Source organism: Kribbella sp. NPDC056951, from assembly GCF_042674205.1.
GTDB classification, from domain to species: Bacteria; Actinomycetota; Actinomycetes; order Propionibacteriales; family Kribbellaceae; genus Kribbella; species Kribbella yunnanensis.
Genome location: NZ_JBHUQZ010000001.1, coordinates 1,465,190 through 1,484,023, shown reverse-complemented (window position 1 = coordinate 1,484,023; position 18,834 = coordinate 1,465,190). Strand labels below are relative to the sequence as shown.

Genomic DNA, 18,834 nt, shown 5'->3' with positions numbered 1-18,834 from the left:
CGTTCGTTGTCAGATCCGCAAGCAAAGACCATCCCCGCGCGCCCTTCCTCCCCACCCGGGCTACCGCCCAGAACCTGCGGGCTACCGCCCGCAACCGACAGCCCGTGGCCGGCGTCCATCGGCGAAGTACTGCCTTCACATCGACTGGCGCTTGAGTTAGAAACGGAGTTGCCGGTTGAGGCTGAGCGTGATGTCGGTGTACTTCCTGGTCACCCAGTTGAAGGCGGGGATGATGCCGTCGCGAATGGCGATGTCACCGGCCAGAACGACGTCGCCGTAGACCGGAATGGCTTCCACTGCGTCGAGGGCCGCTTCGCCGTACTTCTCCTCTTGCACGTGGCCGTACGCGGAGGCTCCGCCCACCCCGATGCCGACAACCGGCGCTGCCTTGCCGACGAACCGCAACCCCTTACCCACCAACGAGGTACCGGCCTTGCTTGCTGCCTCGGCACCGACCTTTGCCTCGGCGCGGGTAGCCAGCGTGGCGGCCTCGTGCTCGGCGGCTCCGGCAGCACCACCGCCCTTGGCCGGCGGTGGACCAGCGGGTGGCGGACTCGCAGGAGGTGGAGCAGCACCGCCGCCAGGTCCGCCATGAGACCCGGAGCCACCTCCCTTGCCGCCTCCTTCTGGTGGTTTGTTCCCACCCTTCTTGGGATCGTTCAGCTTCTCATCGAAATTCGCGCCAGGCCGATCGGTGGCGGCCTTCAGATCCTTCAGCATCGCCTCCCCGATATCTTTCTCGCCCGCTGCGATAAGACCCTTCGCCTGGATCTCCGGGCTGTACGCCTTCAGGGACTCGACTGCGTTGCCGATCAGCGACTTGGTCTCATTGACGGATCCCAGCTGGCTGAGCCGCTTGTCCTGGACCGCGCGCGTGGCCGCCAGCTCGTCCACATGCTTTGACGCGGTCCGAAACGACCGCTTGAGGTCACTGAAGTACCCAGGTTTCTCGAAATCGACTTGCGCCTTCAGGCTGCTCCAGGTTTCCAGCGCTCGATCGAGGGCCGCGTTCGTCTCCCGCAGTGCGGCGGTCAACTGCTGCTTCTCACGCGCCAGCTCCTCGATGCCGGCCACTACCTGCTCCCCCGTTTTCGGGGCGGTGCCCTGAGGATCGACAAGGCGGATCGGGTTGTCGTTGACGTAGCAGTAGAGATTCAGGCCGCCGCGGACGCCGATGGGGTCAGGGGACAGCCAGCGCGCGAGCCATGGGACGCAGTACCGGGATCCTTGGTAGTAGAAGCCGGTTTCGGTGTCCTTCTCCTTGCCGGTGAAGCGGTAGCGCTTGAGGCTGACCTCGGCTGCGCCGGTGGCGGATCGGAACGATGTGGTGCCGAACGGGTGATACTCCTCGTAGGACAGGACGGCGGCGGTGGAGCTGAGTTCGACGGTCGCGGATCCGAGGTGATCGCTGAGCTGATACCGCGCAACCGGCGTCGGAATCGGGACCGGTTGGCGGTTGTCGATGGTGACGGTTTCGACCAGTGCGACACGGCGAGCGCCATCGAGAATGTGCAGCGTTTCTCTGCGCGTGGTGGTCCTGCCGGAGACAACACGGTGAGAGATCTCGTTCTGGCCCAGGTAGATCCGGGTATCGGTGGTGCCGTTGCTGCGGATGGTCGCGCGAACGCGCTGACCCGCCGAGTCGTACTGGTAGTAGGCATCCCCTCCACCGCCCAGGTCGACGTGTCCGAGGCGGTTGTCGACATCCCAGTCCAGCACCGGGAGGTGCGGCATCGAGGTGATATTGCCACTCGCGTCATAGCTGTACGTCGCGGAGAATCGATCGCTCGGGTCGCCCTGCATGCTGTTGGCCAGCAGGCGATTGCTGTCAGCGGCTGTCGAGTGCCGCCGGGTCCAGTTGCCGTTGGTCGCGGTGTGGGCGACCGTGGCAATATTGCCGCTCTTGTCGTATCCGTAGGTCTCGGTGTACGCACGCAGGGCCGTGCTGTCATTGGCGTGCGGGATCGGTGCGCCTGGTGGTTCACCAGGTCCTGGCTGGGCGGTCTGGCCAATGTGTTCGCGACCGGTTGCCGAGGACAGCCTGTAGATCGGATCGTAGGTGTAGGTGCGTTTCGCGCCGACGACGGCATTGTCGAAGAACACCGTGGGCTGCGAGGGATCGGCCGCGGTGGTGATGTTCCCGACCGGGTCGTAGGTGTAGCGCAAGGACTGCAGCGCTGAGCCGGCGTCTGCTCGGCTGTCGACGCGCGAGAGCCGAAAGGTGTCCTCCTCATACCCGTACGTCGTGGTTGTACCGCACCCCAGTTCGACGCGCACTCGTTGACCACGAGCGTTGTAGTCGATGTCGTTGACGAATGCTGTCCACTGGTCTGCGCCGCGAACCTGTGTCTCGATGCGCTCCAGCAGGTTGGCCTCGTTGTACGTCGGCTTGGTCCTGCTACCGTCCGGAGCATTGACCAGCGTCGTCCGGTTGAGGGCGTCGTATTCCGTTGTAGTTCGGTACGCCGTGGATTCGAGCAGTCGCGTTGCCGCCGCCAACGCCTGTTCCGGCTGCCGGATGTCGGCCAGCGTCATCCAATCGGGTTCGGCGAGTGGGTCTGCCGCGAGCACCCGTTCGCCGATCAGGACGTTGCCCTTGAAGTCGACCTGAACGGTGCGGACCACGCCCGCGCCGTCGAAGACGAGGTACGGCCTGGTACGGAGATTGCTGGCAGCGCCGTCCTCAAGGTCCTCGCCGTAGTATCTGCGCGCTCGTAGCCGTTCAGCACCACCGGGCGAGGTCGCGAACGAGTGCGTGGGGCGGCGCAGCAGGTCGTACCGCCACCGCTGGACGGTCCCGCTAGGGTCCCAGGCATACACCGGCAGCCCAGCGACATCGAGTAGCGTCCACTGCTCACCGGCGTCGGCGCTGCGCAGATACGCCGGACGTCCGAGCATGTCGAAGTCTCGCTGGACGACCGGTACGTTCCGCGGGTCGACGATCGCGACTTCATTGCCCTGGATGTCATGGACGACAGTCGTCGTCAGCGACTCCGTGCCGTTGTTGGCGACGGTCATGTGCGCCCGGCCGAATCCGTCGAGCTTGGTCGTTTCGTAGGTCTGTGCGTGCGACTCGGTGGCTCTGGCCGCCGAGTACCGCGGATCGTCGGCCGGCAAGGCGATCCTGGCCGTGTACCAGTCACTCTCGAGCACGGTGTCGTTGCGGTCCCACCGCTGTTGCTCCCAAGCGTTGACGACGATCCGGGCCAGCGTGCCGTCGGGGAAGTCGGTTCGGATCAATCTGCCGATCGGGTCGTACGTGAGAATCGGAGTCACCCCGTGCCGCCCCGCTTCCGGCTCGGGTTCGAAGTCGCCGTCGGGGGCGAAGTACGGCTCGTACTTCTTGATCGGGTTGCCCTTGTTGTCGTAGACAGTGCGGCCCGTACCGACCCAGCGCGGTTGCCGGTCGTCGCCGGGCTCAGCCTGGACCTTCGTCAAGATGACGCGTCCCGTGCCGTCGAAGTAGGTCCGCGACTCCTGGACCGGCGCGGCCTTGCGATGTTGCTCTCGCGTGAAGGTCGAGAAGCGCACCGGCTTGACCGCGAGGTCGTAGGTCAGCCAAGTCGTGGGACGATCAGCGGTCGACGGCTCCGGACTGGTCAGGTCGACAGTGTCCCCTTCCGCACGTCCCGACTTGCCCAGAAGCGTTGTGGCGATGACCATTCCGAGCGGATCGAAGCGGAGAGCGGTGCGGTTGTCGTTGGGATCAACCATCAGCCACGGCTGCATGACCCGGTAGTTCAACGAGGTGGTGGCGACATTGCCGGCCGGATCGGTCACCCGGGTCTCGCGAAGGAAGTGTCGTTCATAGTCGATCCGCCAGGTGGCACCGACAGGGTCCGAGTAGGCGGCCGGAAGATAGAAGTGCGCTGAGTCGAAGGTCTGCCGGCCCGAGGGGACCCACCAGAAACCCTCGCGCAACATGTATCCCGCTTCTTCGAGCAGGTCGTCTGTGACGCGTGTGCCGAACAGCGCCTCGACGTGACCGTCGGCGAACACCTGACGGTAGGAGCGCCACGGCAGGACCGGGATGGCAATCTGGGTGAGCGGAAGTTCGCTGGTCTGGTCTGCCGACGCGTAGGTCATTTGGGTGCGTTCGATCATCCTGCGTTCCCGGCCGGAAACCTCGTCCTGGAACGGGATTTCGTGCGGCGCGGTGGCCAACCATCCGTCCCGCAGTTCCCTGGCCGTGAGAGGCCGGCCGACATAATCCCACCCGCCGACCTCGTAGTCGCGGTTCTCGATGGCCACGCCGACCTGCCAACCGCCGTCGATGGTCACCCGGTTGACGACGTCGTGCTCGCTCACCGTGACATGCAGGCGCTCCTGCTCGGCGATGTCCGGGCGTCTGCGCGGGTAGCGGATCTGCGCCGCACGCACGACATTTCCCCAGTCGTCGACGTCAAGGGTGACTGTGTGATGGATCCGTGGATCGTCTGCATTCCGTTCGGTGTACACGGTCAATGTCTCGCCCGGATCGACGGCGACCACACTGTGCGGCGCTGTAGCACGCGGCTGGAGCACTCTGACCTGGTAGTTCGACTCGGTCACCGAGTACGGCTCGCCCAGCTCACCGCGATTGTCCTCGGCGTAGAGCTCTTCGCGGAGGACGTGCCCGCGGAGAGCTCGGACGGCCTCGCGCTCTTCGTCAGGGGTAAGCCCAGTGGGCAGCACGGTATCCGCGAGATCCAACGCTTGTTCGTAGGCGTGGTACTCGGCAACGAACTGCTTCGAGATCCGGTCCCCGGACCAGCCGGTGTGCTGCCAGCGTTTGACGACGGCAGGCGGCTGATACTGCCTGTCGGTCGGGCCTGAGGACGACAGGGCGTCGCGCTGCTCCACGTAGCCGAAGCCACGGAACTCGCGTTCGGCCCCATCGAAGTGTCCGTGGCGGTACCGATAGGTGGTGACGAGTGTGGTGTCTGCGACCTCATCACGGACCTGTACGGCGGAAACCACCTGGACGGGGAACGGCAGACGGGTCGTCCACGGCCGCCCGGCAGCTTGATCAGCCAGGTAGTAAGTGGTGGAGGATTCGTAGGACACGGTGGTGCGCAGACCGCGATTGTTGTCCGCGGTAGTCATCAAGTGCGGCTTACCGGCCGCCATCAGGTCGAGGTAGCGGACCTGAGGGTCATAGTCAGGTCGAGGCTCGGCCACCACCAGACAAGCGGTGCCTCTACCCAGGAGGTCGGTCACCGTCGTGACCCCGGCCAGGTCGGGTGCGGTGAAACCGGTGATCGTCTCCGGTGTGCTCCAGGAGTTGCCGGACTCGTTGAACCACACGCTGATTCGGTCCGGGCCGAGGTAGATCAGGTCGGTCGGCGCGCTCCCGTCGATGTCGGCGAGCCGTATCCGGCGCTGGTCGAACCGATCTGGATGGTCGAAGACCGGCGCACCGGCCATCGCGATCTTGGGACCGAACCTGCCGTAGCCAAGGTTGGGCCAATAGGCGATCTCACCGTTACGGATGCGCACCAGGTCGGTGAGACCGTCACCAGTCATATCCGCCAGGTAGAGCGACTGCTCAGGGTCCGCGAACACAATCCGGGGACCACGTTCCTCTGTCGCGGTGACGAACGTCCGGCTCGCCTCGCCGAAACCCTCGAGCCCGGCCGCGGGATGCCAGGTGAAGCCTTCACTCGCGGTGAGCAGCACGTCGGGCAGACCGTCACCGCTCAGATCGACGAACCGCAGATTCGAATCGGCCCAGGGAAGCACTGGCAACTGGGCGAACGGCGCGAAATCGGTCCATCCACCCCGTTCGGTACGGCGGTGAAAACCTGGCGTTGCGCCGTCGAAGTCAGTGAGCGCCGGGACGCCGTCGCCGGCCAGATCCAACAACTGTCTGCCGCCGGAGAGACTCGCCCCGGCCGGTAGCGGATCGACAAGGCGTGGCGCGGCAACCGTTCCGCCTCCGAGGTTCGCCCGGTAGTGCCAGGCCCCATCCTGCTCCACGAGGATTCCCGCGATGCCTTCGCCGTCCAGGTCGGTCCAACGGGAGCCGCCGTCCAGCCGTGGCGGCGCCGCCGTAGTGTCCGAGGTCAACGCACGAACCTCGGTGGACACGACGCGGGGCGTGTATTCGAACGTCAACGACGGCAGATCCTTGCGGGTATAGCCCGCACCGGTCCGCAGATAGCCGGCCTGGGTCGCGGCGATCAAGGTCGTCGCGCTCGGATCAGGCCGATAGTCCAGGTGGGTGGCGGAGACCAGCACCGGCTCGGCGGCGAGTTCGCCGAAGTGATGGAACATCAGAACTCGCGCACACAGGCGATAGGTTCGTACCTCGAACCCGGATCGCCTGGTGGAGAACGGATCCCGGCGTACCGTCCATGGCGCGACCTCGTGCGGTGTTGGCGCGGTCGGGTGGTGTTCGCCGTAGTCGAGCACCACCTCGAAGCAGAAGTCCGGCTGTCCAGGAGTGGAATTGCCGTAGCGGACGCGTTTCAGGTAGCGGTTCGCAACTGCCGTCCGATTGCGTTCACCCGGCGCGGCGAGGTCGACGCCTGCTCGATCCTCTGCCTTGTACTCGTAGCGCACCAGATTGCCGCGGTCGTCCGCGGTTTCCTCGAGCAACCAACGGAAGACCCGGCTCGGGTCGTCCGGGTCGGTGATGCGAGCCGCGATGTCGCGGCCGAAAACGCTGGTGACGTTCGACGCCGACGTCACCCGCCAGTGCGTTTCGCCAGTGTTCCGGTCACCCCATCGCTCGATCCGCGAATACAGGCCCTCCGTCCGCGGCCGGTAGGCGATCACCTCGAAGTCACCCGCGCTGCGCGGCGAAAGGTCCACAGCCACCAGATCCTCGGCACCGGCGAGCTGGAACACGTCAACGTCGTCGAGATACCTCGGCAATCCCTTGTCGGTCTTGCGGGAGATCGACGGCACCTCCATCGCCCAGCCCAGTCCGAACGGCCCGTTTCCCGCGCCGGAGTCGTAGCCGAGGTCCAGTTGCGGGGTCATCGTGCCGCGCGCCGAGGTGAGAGCCACCGGAATCGTCACCGCTGCGGTGCCGGTCACCGGGTTGGTGGAGAACTTCTCGCCCATCCCCCGAATCGCGCCACCGGCCTTGGGTAACGACAACGAGGGAAGATCGCGCTGCGCCGCCGTACCAGCATCGGGTCCGTCCGTCTTCTCCGACGGTCCCCGCGGGCCGCTGGCGATCACGGCGTGAAGATTTCTGTGCTGGTGACGATGGTCGCTTCGTCGATCGGTTGGTCCCAGGCGACGTTCTCGATGCCGCCTGTCACGAGTACACGGCCGTCGGCCAGCTCGGTCGCCGTACAGGCCCAGCGTCCGGTGGTCAGGCCTGCGCCGGCTGCCCAGCTCCGATTGATCGGGTCGTAGAGCGCAGTACTGCGGAAGCCGGCATAGAGAGCCGGGCCGTTGCCTCCAGCAACGATAAGGACGCGGCCTGAACCTAGTACCACTGCCCGGTGGAAGGTGCGGGCGGAGGACATGTCCTCGGCTCTTGTCCAGCGTCCGGTTGCGGGGTCGTAGCGTTCGGTTGTCCAGTCGCTGTGGGCGTTGTAGACCCAGTCGGCGACCATGCCCGGCCAGCCGCCGCCGGTGACGAACACTGTGCCGTCACGGAGCAGGGTTGCCGTGTGCAGGCTTCGGGGGCTGGTCAGGCTTCCGGTCGGTGTCCAACGGCCCGTGGCCGGGTTGTAGATCTCGCAGAAGGCCAAGGTGGCGACATCTCCGTTCCCGGTGTACCGCTGGCCGCCGATCACCATGACCCGGCCGTCGCGTAACAGGACCGCCTGATGGTCCGAGCGCGGATCGGTCATCGCGCCGGTGGCCGACCAGGTTCCGGCCTTCGGGTCGTACAGCTCCGCCGATGTCGTCGTACCTTGCGAATCCGGCGTCCGCTCGGTTCGCCCACCCGCGACCAGGACGCGACCGTCCGGGAGCAGCGTGGCGGTGTGGGCCGTCCGCGGCTCGATCAGGTCGCCGGTGGCGGTCCAGGTCTCCAGGACCGGGTTGAAGCGTTCGACCGATTTGAGACCCTTCGCGGGGAACGCCGGCCCAGTGTTGGTGCCACCGGCGGCGAGGACCGTTCCGTCGGCCAGCCGAGTCAGACTGTGGAGCTGCCGCTCAGTGCTCAAAGCGGTGGTCGGCAGCCACTTGTTCGGGCCGGGATTGAACAGCGCCGCCGAACGCATCGCTCGATACGACGGGCCGGATCCGCCGGCGACCAGGACTCGACCGTCGTTCAGCAGTACGGCGCCCTCGGACTGGCCCTGCCATTCCGTGGCGACCGGAAGGTCACCGGCGGGGCTCCAGGTACCGGCGGCGAGCGATGTCGACTCGGCGCTCACGACGTGTAGACCTCGGCTGTGTCGGTCAGCAGGTCCTCGCCGATGGTCGGTGCGGCCGCACCCGACCGGACGATTCCACCGATCACCAGGACGGACTCGCCGCCCAGGCCGATGGCCGCCGGGGCCCAGCGGCCGACCGCCGTACCGCCGGTCTCGCCCCAGGTCTTGGTTCCGGGGTTGTAGAGCGCGGCGTTGCGGTAGCCGATGTCGAAGCTGCCGTCGTCCGTCCCACCGATCACCAGCACCTTGCCCGAGCCGAGCCGCACGGCCCGGTGATGGCTGCGCCCCCAGGTCATCGGCGTATCGGGAGACCACGTCCCGCCGACCGGGTTGTAGCGCTCGGTACTGTCCTGGCTGAAGGGGCTGATCTTCCAGTCCTCGCCGAGCACTCCGACGATATCCCCGCCGGTGACCAGCACGCTGCCGTCGTCCAGCAAGGTTGCCTGATGCCCCTTGCGCGGCGTGGCCAAACTGCCGGTCGGAGTCCAGGTGTTCTTGTCGAAGTCATAGATCTCGCAGTAGCCGAGGGCGGCGTACTGTCCTGGCCCGGCGGTGACGATCCCGCCGACCACGAGCACCTTACTCGTCCCCTTCAGCACGATCGCCGGGTGCCCGAACCTGCCGTCCGTCATGTCCTTCACCTTGGCCCAGCTGCGCTCGATCGGGTCGTAGATCTCCGCCGACGTCAGCGCGCGGTGGGTGTCCGGCGAGCGGTCTGCGCAGCCGCCTGTCACCAGGACTCTCCCGTTGGGGAGCCGCGTGGCCGAGTGGGAGAAGCGCGCCTCGTGCATGTCCGGCACCGGCGACCAGGTCTTGGCGACCGGGTCGTAGATCTCGGCGCTGGCCAGTCCTTTCACAGGTTCTGCAAGAGCACCTGCGACTCCACCGACTGCCAGTACGGCGCCGCCTGCCAGCTTCGTCAGCGAATGAAGTCGCCTGCTGGTGTGCAAGGTCCCCGCAGGGCTCCAGCGCTTCGCCGCGACATTGAACAAGGCAGTGGTGTTCAATGCATTCCTTCTGCCGTCCTCTCCCCCGGCGACCAGCACCTCCCCCGTGTCCAGCAGAATGGCGCCGTCCATGGGCTGAGCCCAGAAGGCAGCTGTCGGCAGTTCCCCAGCGGATGTCCAGGCCGCCGCCAGCAGGTTCGCTTCATCGCCGTCCGTGGCGCGACCACGGGGCGCTCGCAGCGGATACATCATGACTGGTCGTTCTCCTTCGGGAGTCCGTACTGGCAGACCAGGAGCAGGTCGAGAACCGCCTCCGGGTTGAACTTGCCATCGCTGAAAACGAGCGGGTCGAACACATCTGTCGGCATGGTCACCGTCCACTCCTGGCCGGCTTGCTTGATCTCGACGGCTACCCCTTCGGTCGCGCCTCGTGGCAAGCCGGCGAGGTTCGGGTCCGGTTTCAAGGTCAGGTCCTTCGTGATCCCCGGCGCCGCCAGACTCGCGTCCACGTTGTTCGGGTAGCAATCGACGTACTTCTTGGACCCGTCCGGGACGGACTCGTGTGAGAGGACCACGACGACGTGCGGATCTTTGACCTTGAACCGCTCGTTGCGGAACAGGTGCGGGAACCGGCTCTTCGACAAGGTGAAGCTCATTGCGGCGGTCTCGCCGACCGGGTTGAGGAAGCGGTGCCATTGGTCCGCGAACTCGCGCCGGGCGCTGAACATGCGGAACAGTCCCTGACCACCACCGGCGTGAACCCACTCGTTGAGTGCAGCCTCGAGCCCCTGGACGACCGGCTGGGCCAAGGCGTTGCCACCGTCGCGCGCCGTGTACCGAAAGTGCAGGACGACGTCGGTGATCGACTCGTAGTCGAACTGCCGGAACTTGTCCGGCAGCGACAGTTGCCACTCGCTGACCACGCCCGCACCTTCGAACGGCAGGAAGCGTTCGTCGTGCAGGTTGGTCTCGAACAGCCCGGTGTCGTCCTGTCCGGTGCTCGTGACGATCGACTCGACCGGGCCGGCGTAGTCACGGAACCGGGTATCGCCGGCGCTCTTTCGCTCGTAGGCTCCACCGGCCAGCCTCGACTCGACCCGAACTGTGCTACGCAACAGGGTCGCGGTGAGATTCACTCCGGCATAAGGCCCGGCAACACACGGGACGGTGATCGCGACATTCTTGATCCGTCGCAGGTAGTGCCCCGGAGTGTCCAGGTCGAACAGCGCCTCCGGGAGACTGATGAAACAGCGGCCGGTCTCCTTGAGCGTGAGCAGCGCTTTCGGGTCGAGTTGCGCGAGCGAAATCCGCTTCGACAGCTCGAGCTCCCGGGAGTTCGCCTCCAGAAAGGCCACATCCATCCGGTTCAGGTCCGATGCCAGCCGTTCTCCCGCGAGCAACCCCTTGTGGAGGCTGTCCCAGTACCCGAACCTGATGAAGCTCGAGTCGTCGACACCCAGCTCGTGCCGATAGGCGCGCTCGGCCCGCTTCGCCACGTCGTACGCCAATTGATAGGCCTGCACGTACGATGCCGACAACTGCCCGGCCATCCAGTCGTACAACTCCTGATCGGTGTACTTGTCCCGCATGAACCGGTCTGCTTCGCTCGCGTTCGCCCGCTGCAGGTCGTGGTTCTGCAGCTCCTTCTCGGCGATCGCATGCCGCACGACAGCAGCCGCGATCTGCTTGTCGTACTGCTCGACCTCGAGCCGGGCCTGACCGGCCTGGAATTGCCAGTCGTCCCATCGACGGTCGTATCCGCCGAGCGTTGCGGCCAGCGCACCGCGACTGTTGAGTGCCCCGGCGATCGACTGCAGCGAACCGGCCACACCCTTCAGCGCTCCGCCGAGATTGCTGCCACCGAAGCTCGCACCGATCGTGGTCGGGAAACCCACCTTCAGCTCGGGGAGCAGTGCCAGCACACTGACCGTCATATCGATGATCGAGGCGATCTCCTGGAGCTGCAATGCGCTCGTTGCCAGGTTGGTGTGCGCGATCTCCTTGTCGTTCATCCGGACCCGGCTGCTGTAGTAGCGGCCCTTGTCCTCGGCGATCTGCTGGGATCGCTGAACGCCGGCCAGCGATTCCGCCGCCTCGACCACCTGACGGTCGCGCACCTGCCGAGCCGCATCCAGTACGGACAGCTCGTGACTCGACCTGAGCCGCGCCAGAGCCTCACCGTCCCGCTTTTCGAGCGCCGCGATCAATGCGGCGCCGAACGACTTGACCTCGGCAGCGAGCTCCTTGGCCTTGGCCAGCATCGGCACGAACCGGTAATGCGGCACCGGTGCGCTGATGTCGTCGAGGACGGTTGCCAGGTCGGCACCGGACGCCACGGCTCGCACCAGCACAGCGGGATCGATGACGGCCCCGAAAGCGTCCGCCGCCCGGACGACCCCGTCGATGTTCTGCCCACTCCGGATCTTCAACAGCCGGTCTGCGACAGTGTCCCAGTAGCCGAGCAGCTTCTCGTTCCGGGGAATCCGGAAGTATCCGAGCCAGGTCGTTCCGAGTCCTGGGGCAATGTCCACTGCGCCCGCATCGTCCACTCTGGGAACCAGGTGCTCGGCCTCGATCAGCACTCCGGCCGGGTTGTCTGTCGGCAACGGGACCAGCTCGGCAAAGGTCATCGGCCGGGCCGGCCCGGGATCGTGCACCTCGTCCGGCCGCCGACCGAGCAACTGATCCGCCAGGATGTACAGCTGGGTCGCCTGATTGATCGACTCCAACGTGTCCTGCCGGAACAACTGATCACCCCAGGCGATCAGGTTGTCCAGATACTTCATGACCGTGGCCTTCTGATAGGCGGTGGTCCGCATCCGCGCGACGATGTCCGGCTGGAACGGGTTCTCCAGCCACATGTCGACCGCGGTCAGCTCAGCGGACTGCCCCGCTGCCAGCCGCTGCAGGATCTCCTCGATCCGCTGCTTGTTGTAGTTGTCCGGGGCGTTCGGATCCGCAGCCATCTCGAAGAACGGCTTCGTCCGCCAGAACCGTTGCGGGGCCGGCAGCACCGATCGGTCGGTCGGATCGAAGATCCGGTGGAACCACTCCTGCGCTTCGGCGAACCGCTGGTTGACGGTCAACCGCCCGGCCAGCAGCAGTGGAGCGTGGAAGAACAACTCCCAGTTGTAGCTCGCGTACGCGTCCGCCAGATCGAAGTCCATCCGCTGGTCAGGATGCGGATCGGCAACCCAGGCAGGGTTCGGGTCGTAGCGCTCCTCGAAGGTCTCGCTCCGGTTGACCAGTTCAGGGTGGACCTGGACGTCGCGGTTGAGCACCCTCTCCAGGCCACGTGTGTTCAGCTGGCCGAGCAGGTAGTCCGCGTGCGGGTGATAGAAGCGCTCGAACCGGTACCTGACCGGATTGGCAAGTTCGTGCCCGGCGGTGTCCGGCACCGCTTCGACCTGGACCCGGTAGGTTCGGCTGTTGTCCCTGAAGAAGTACATACCGCCGGAGTCGGAAACCGTCGGATCGTAGTTGATCCGGAAAGGCTCTGCGATCGAGCTGTTCCGCAGAACGTCAGGCGCCTCCCTGGGGACGTCCGGGAAGTACACGATCCGGTCCGGCCCGCCGGGCACCGCGACATGCTGCTCCCAGTCGTTGTAGACCGCCTTCTGGTTCGCCGGTGGGAAGGCGCGCCCGGTCCACCCTTCCAGCTCGGTGTACCCGTCAGGGTCGAAGTAGGGCCTACGGAGTGGAGCCTCTTCTCGCGACATGTACATCGGGTCGACAGTCATCGAGCCGTGGCGCTGGCTGAGCCGGAACCGGCCGTACGCCACACCGTCCTTGATCTCTCCGGTCGGGTTGCTCTTCGGCACCATGATGAACTCACGGTTGTAGTGGCACCAGACGACCGGATCGAGTGTGTAGCTGTCCACATCGACCCGGAACATGTAGGCGTTGACCAAGGACGGATCGAACGCCAGATACCGCGGCATGATGTCGGGGATTCTTTCCCAGCCGTCCGGATAGGCGACATCCGTCTTCAGTGAATCCCTGCTCACCTTCTTCGGTGACCACTTCCCGTCCCGGTATTCGCTCCAGTTCAGCACGATCTCCCAGGTCTGCGCCGGACTGGAGATCGTCCCCTCGGCGTTGAGCGAGCCGGGGGCCCGGGTCACCGGTTTGAACGTGGGCCAGAAGGCATAGGTCCGACCGCCCCAGTTGCCGATCGACACGGCCTCGCTGTCGATGTCCAGCTCGACTTTCTCCCACGGTGTCCAGGTTGTCTGGTTGCGCCACCAGCGGAGGTAGTGAAGACGCGGCGTCGCATCGTTTCTGGCGATGACCAGCGTCGACGTCCGACCATCGCGCGAGTACGAATAATCTGCGATGAACCCGGAAGGATGCACACGCGAGACGTCCGCCAGCCGCTCGAGATACTGCCGGAACACCGCCTCACTGTTGGCGGTGGTGACCTCTTTCTGCATCAGGCCGGTTTCGAGTTCGGCGAAGAACGAGGATTTGTCCGGGCGGAGTTCCGGCTCGAAGTAGTTCTCCGGGTAGAGGAAGATCTTCTGGTTCGCCTCCCACAGGCGGTACTGCTTCATCCAGTCCCATTGCTTCCAGGTGTCGTCGTCGGCGGTGGCCACGCGCGGCTCGAGGTTGAGCAGGCAACGCTGGACGAAGAGCTGGATGCTGTAGATGCCTTGAGCGATGCGGGAGGTCAGTTGGGTCGGGCCCATCTCGACATCGAGCAGGAAGTAGTCGTGCAGGCCGTTGGCGTCATGCCAGTGCGGGGTGCCGTTGCCGGCGCGGAGCGGGTTGGCGGTCAGATAGGAAACCAGGGCGGAGCGCTGGCGTTCGCGGATCGTGTCCTGCATCGGCGCAGCGACAGCCGGCCAGTCTTCGAGGGTGTGTTTGGCCTTCGCGGTGCGCCAGGCGGTCTGGGCAGCGGAGGCGGTCAGATCGGAGCGTAGCCAAGGGCCCGTCCGGTCGGCGGCGGCGCCCAGCCTCTGGGTCAGGCGGATCGCGGCGACCAGGCGAAGCAGGTGCGCGACATCGGTGAACCGTCCCGGAACAACGAGGTTGAGGTGACCGGCGAGCCAATGGAGGTCGGCAGCCGGCCAATCGGTGGCCTTGCTCAACGTGCTGACGGCCTGCTCGACGGTGGCGCCGGGTGCGAGGGCTGCCGCGAAGACGGTGCGGAGCGTACGGTCCCGCCCGGGCAGCGAGTTCCGGAGCCGAGTCAGGTCGAGTAGCCGGATGAGACGGCCGAAGAGCGGAGACGGCCCGCTAACCGGAACGACCGGTAAGGAATTCAGATTCAGCCAGGTGCCGGTATCGGCGTACTGGAAGACGAAGGGCAGTTCGATCGCACTGATGCCCAGCTTGGTGATCGCCAGGGTTGCCCGGTGCACGAGTGCGAGCGTGGTGAGTTGCTGCGCGAACGTGGTGCGTTTGATCGGCACAGCCGGGTCGCTGGCGACGAACGCCGGCGCCAGGAAGTCCTGCAGCGCGACCGCGCCGGACGACGACCGGAGCCAGCTGCCGAGCAAGAGGTCTGCACTGGCCGTGTCCAGACCGACCGCCTGGCCGATGTTCTGCTTGACCGTGGTTTCGCTGAGATTCCGGCGAACGACCGGGCTCAGCTTGGTGAGAACCAGGTGGAAGCGGTCGGCCGGCGTGGTCTGCGCCGGGTCGAAGAGGTTCTTCTGGTCCTCTGCTGTCAGGAACCGATTGGGGTCGTTCGGATCCAGGTCGACGTCCTGCACCCTTTCTAGCACGGCCACCGCGCTTTTCACCTCCGCGAACCCGTCGGGTGCACGCAGCGCGATCAGCTCGGCCGCAGTGAGATAGCCGCGGCACTTGAGCGTGTGGTCGTCGACGTCGTAGTAGACCTTGCCGGTGAGCGCTCTCGGCATCGGGTAGTCGGCGGGCATCGCGGTCAGCGGGGCCGCGTAGACCGGAAGGCGGAGAGCCTTCATCCGCTTGGTGACGAAGTCCCGGGGGGCTCGGTGGAGGACTTCCACCGCACGGCGGAACTCCAGGGTCGCTCCGGGCAGCGCATCCAGCTGACGTTTCTGCGCCGCGCTCATCGGGCCGGTGAACAGCAACTGCTTGGTGGTGGCGTCATAGCGCACGGGGACACCGTCCGGGAAGGCCACCGTGCCGGACAGCGCTGCCAGATCTGCCGAGTACGTCGTCGTGCCGAGCAGAGTCGCGACGACCTCCTGGGCCAGTGCCGCATCCCAGTCCATCAAGGTCAGCAGCTTTCGGGTGTGCTCGCCGGTTTCGTCCGTGGTTCGGGCGGTTTGCTGGTAGACCGCCTGGAGCGCTGTCCGCAGCGAGGTCAACGTGCCGGAGAGAGCATCGTCCGCCGGGATCGGACCACCGTGCTCGGGCCACCTCGCGGTCAGCAGCGCGTCCAGCTCGGCGATCCCCAGGCCGGCGGCCCGGATCGCCTCGACCGCGTCGAGGAACTGTTCGGTGATCAAGAGCGATGCGTCGGCGGGAATGCTCAGAACGGCAGCAGCGACCGCCGGTGGACGCATCAGGGCACCAGCGGTCAACTCGGTCCCGGAGCCGTTCTGCCAGGACGGCACACCCTGGGACACCGTCGGCAGCATCGGGACCCCGGCGGCCAGCTCGGTCTCGATCGTCCGGCCACCGTCGCCTGCGACCGGGAAGGGCCCGCCGCCGCCGTACAGCTCGATCAACCTGACCAGGTCCGGAATGCTGAGCGAGAGTGCTGACGCGAGCGTGGTGGTACGGACGAGCGCGGACAGGTTCGCGAGATTGAGCTGCCGAGTCGGCGCGACAGCGCTCGGCCCTCCGGTCAGCGCGGCCAAGTCGTCGTCGGTGACCTGCAGGATCCCGAGGAGCGCCGACGTCACGGTCGGCTCATCGAGACTCCCGATCACCGCCAGCTCGGTGCGATCCGCGCGCAGGGCGAACGGACTCGGAACACCGGGCTCACCGATGACGACCGTCGGGTCGAGGAACAGACGATCGTAACGCGATCTCTCACCCGCCGGAGCTTTGGTTTCGATCGGATTGTAGAAGACCAGGATGTGCTCGACCGGCAGGTTGAGCCGACCGGCCAGCTTGCGGTATCCGGCGATGCTTCGCAGAGCCGTCCGGTCGAGCGCACCTCGGTTGTTGCAGCCCTGCAGGACGCGATCCAACCTGATCGCCGACCACCCGAGGGAGCGTTGAAGCCGAACAAAGCGATGGAGCCGGTCGAGAGCCTGCGCGTCAAGTCCCTCGACGGTCATCAAGGCTGTGTTGTAGGGGTGTTTGGCGTCCACCTTGACCCACAACGCTTTGCCAGGATTGACGAACTCGGTCTCCAGCAGGCTCATCAGTTCGGCATGGCGCAGTTCAGCGGAATCCAGGAGAGCTCGCACACGTGTGAACTTGCTGACCAGGAGTTCGGGAGTCGTCGACGCCGGAAGGCCGTAGTACTCGGCCAGTACGCGAGGGGTTTGAAGCTCCTCGCCGGCAATGATCCGCGCGGCAACCTCATCCAGTCCAAGCTGTTCATCGGGCAGCAGGTTCGGGAAACCCGGCGCCGCACCCAGGGTCTCGAGCAGCACCTCGCGCTTGGTCCCCAGGTGCGCAAGATAGGAGTTCGTCTGCTCCCGCCACAGATCGAGTGGCAGGTTCCACGGGTACACGGCTGTGCGGAGCTTGTCGTAGGCGCGCTGATTGACGTGCTGGGGCTGGATTCGCAGCTGTTGTGACGAGCCGCTGCTCTGTCGTTCGGTCGACGGGATGCGCGCCTCCGGCACCACAGCGGATTCGAGCAACTCATTGACCAGGTCGACATACGGCAAGGTCAGGTCGGTGTTGTCGCAGCTCAGCTGAAGGTCCCACAGATCGGAGCGGCGGACCTTCAGCGCCTCGGCCACCGCGCCCTCGGCCGGAGCGAAACCCGGCCCCCGCGGCGGGTCGAGCCTGCGCAGGTAGTAGAGCAGATCAACGAAATACGCAGCCTGGCTGTAGATCGACTGGCAGTCCTTGAAGCTGCCGTAGTCGGCCGGCCCGAACAGGTCCTCCCAGTTGGGGACCAGGTGAGTCAGCGGTTCCACCGTCGGCAACCACGGTACGTCGAACTGGCTCGCCGTCCGGACATCCGCGACAAGGTTCGCGGCCGTCGCATGCACGCGAGTGGCGCGGCCATGGATCACCCTCGCCTCTTCTTCCCCGATCGTGTCGGCCACTCGGTCGGCAAAGGTGTTCCTGTCGATGCTGGCGATCGCATACGCCGAGTCGTATCCGTTGCGGCGGAGCGCCTGCATCGCGTCGTACCGCGGCGCGATCTTGAACGTGCGCTGGATCCCGGCGAGCTCTGCCCGGGCCGGCTCGTCCGGCACGGTCGTGGCGTTCACGGGCGTCGTCACCAGGTCGAACTCAGGATTGCCGGCCAGGAACCGGGCCGATGCGACATCGGTGTCCTCGGGTCCCGTCGCCAGGCGGTTCGCGATATAGGCGGTCGGATAGGCTTCGGCCACTCGCGAATCCAGCCCGTCGGCATACTCGCGAAGGGCCTCAGCGCCTGCCAGGGACTCACCGGCCGCGGATTTGAAGCCCTTCGGTACGCCGTCGGTCGCCGCGACGAGCTTTCCCCAGTCCACCTTCACGAGATCCCGGGGGTGGGTGAGCCGGCCGTCGTCGAACTGCGCCAGAAGCGCCCGGACGACTGGCATGTTGCTGCGCGTCAGGTTGTCGAGCTGCAGGGCAAGGCGCAACCGGTCGAGGTGGGGTGCCGCCACCTGGTCGTCTGCCAGCTGGGTCCAGAACGTACTGATGTCGCCAGGTCGATCGACATACGCCGCATAGACATGCTCCCGTACCGCGAGCTCAGGCAGGGCGACAGCAAGAATCTCGGCGAGCGGCGTGGGCGATGCCTCCTCGGGCGGGTCCACCACGGCCTTGACTTCCGCGGCTCGCAGCCGGGCGGCGAAGTCATCGGTGTCGTTCGGCTCGATGACCCCTGCGCCGGCCGCGGCGGTGAGCGCATTCTGCAGGGTCGCAGCTGGGAGCAGTGCCAGCTGCCTCAGCTCAGTTGGCAGTCCCTGAGAAAGTGCACCGTAGAACAGCGCGGCCGGCAATCCGGTCGCATCGGCGTGCCGGCCGGCGGTCACCAGCCGGCTGATCGTGGCAGGATCGTGCCCGGTGACCCGAGCAAGGTACCTGACGTCGCTGTGGGACACATCCGGGTCAAGCTCGCTGAGAACCGAGCCATCGAGCCGCGGCTCGATGGCTGCGAGCAACGTCTCGAACTCGGTTCTTGTGTCCGGAGGCAGCACCAGGTCGAGGTCCTCGTCAGATCCGGCGGTGGTCCGGACAGTTTCGAGAACGGTCTCTGCGCCGTCGATGACGCGAAGCACGAGGTCGACCGTGGAGTCCGGCGCCGGGTACTCGATCCGGTAGTTGCCCTGAGCATCGGCGGTGGCGCTCTCGAGGGACTCCTCCGACCGCAAGCGTCGTACCGAGGCGGTGATCTGCAGGCCGGCAACAGGTCTGCCGTCAACTCGGTGCAGCCGTCCTGCAACAACGTTGTGCGTGCCATCCGAAGCGCTGATCTGCATGACCGTCCCTTGATCCACCGGCAG

4 protein-coding genes are annotated in these 18,834 nt (G+C 65.9%); all 4 read right to left on the bottom strand.

Annotation, left to right across the window (positions count from 1 at the left end; translation table 11 throughout):
• Positions 1–156 precede the first annotated feature (156 nt).
• The 4 genes from ACFTSF_RS06885 to ACFTSF_RS06870 are packed head-to-tail and all read right to left on the bottom strand — an operon-like array spanning position 157 to position 18,810.
• Positions 157–7,170, bottom strand: a complete 7,014-nt coding sequence (locus ACFTSF_RS06885; protein WP_380152895.1) for a SpvB/TcaC N-terminal domain-containing protein — start codon at positions 7,168–7,170, stop codon at positions 157–159.
• Positions 7,167–8,324, bottom strand: a complete 1,158-nt coding sequence (locus ACFTSF_RS06880; protein WP_380152894.1) for a Kelch repeat-containing protein — start codon at positions 8,322–8,324, stop codon at positions 7,167–7,169. Before ACFTSF_RS06880 ends, ACFTSF_RS06885 begins: the two co-directional genes overlap by 4 nt.
• The gene (locus tag ACFTSF_RS06875; protein ID WP_380152892.1) at positions 8,321–9,523 is read right to left on the bottom strand and encodes a kelch repeat-containing protein; all 1,203 of its coding nucleotides are present in this window, start codon (positions 9,521–9,523) and stop codon (positions 8,321–8,323) included. The genes ACFTSF_RS06880 and ACFTSF_RS06875 overlap by 4 nt, the downstream gene beginning before the upstream one ends.
• Entirely contained in the window at positions 9,520–18,810 is a 9,291-nt protein-coding gene (locus ACFTSF_RS06870) for a neuraminidase-like domain-containing protein (protein WP_380152891.1), read from the bottom strand. Before ACFTSF_RS06870 ends, ACFTSF_RS06875 begins: the two co-directional genes overlap by 4 nt.
• Positions 18,811–18,834 lie beyond the last annotated feature (24 nt).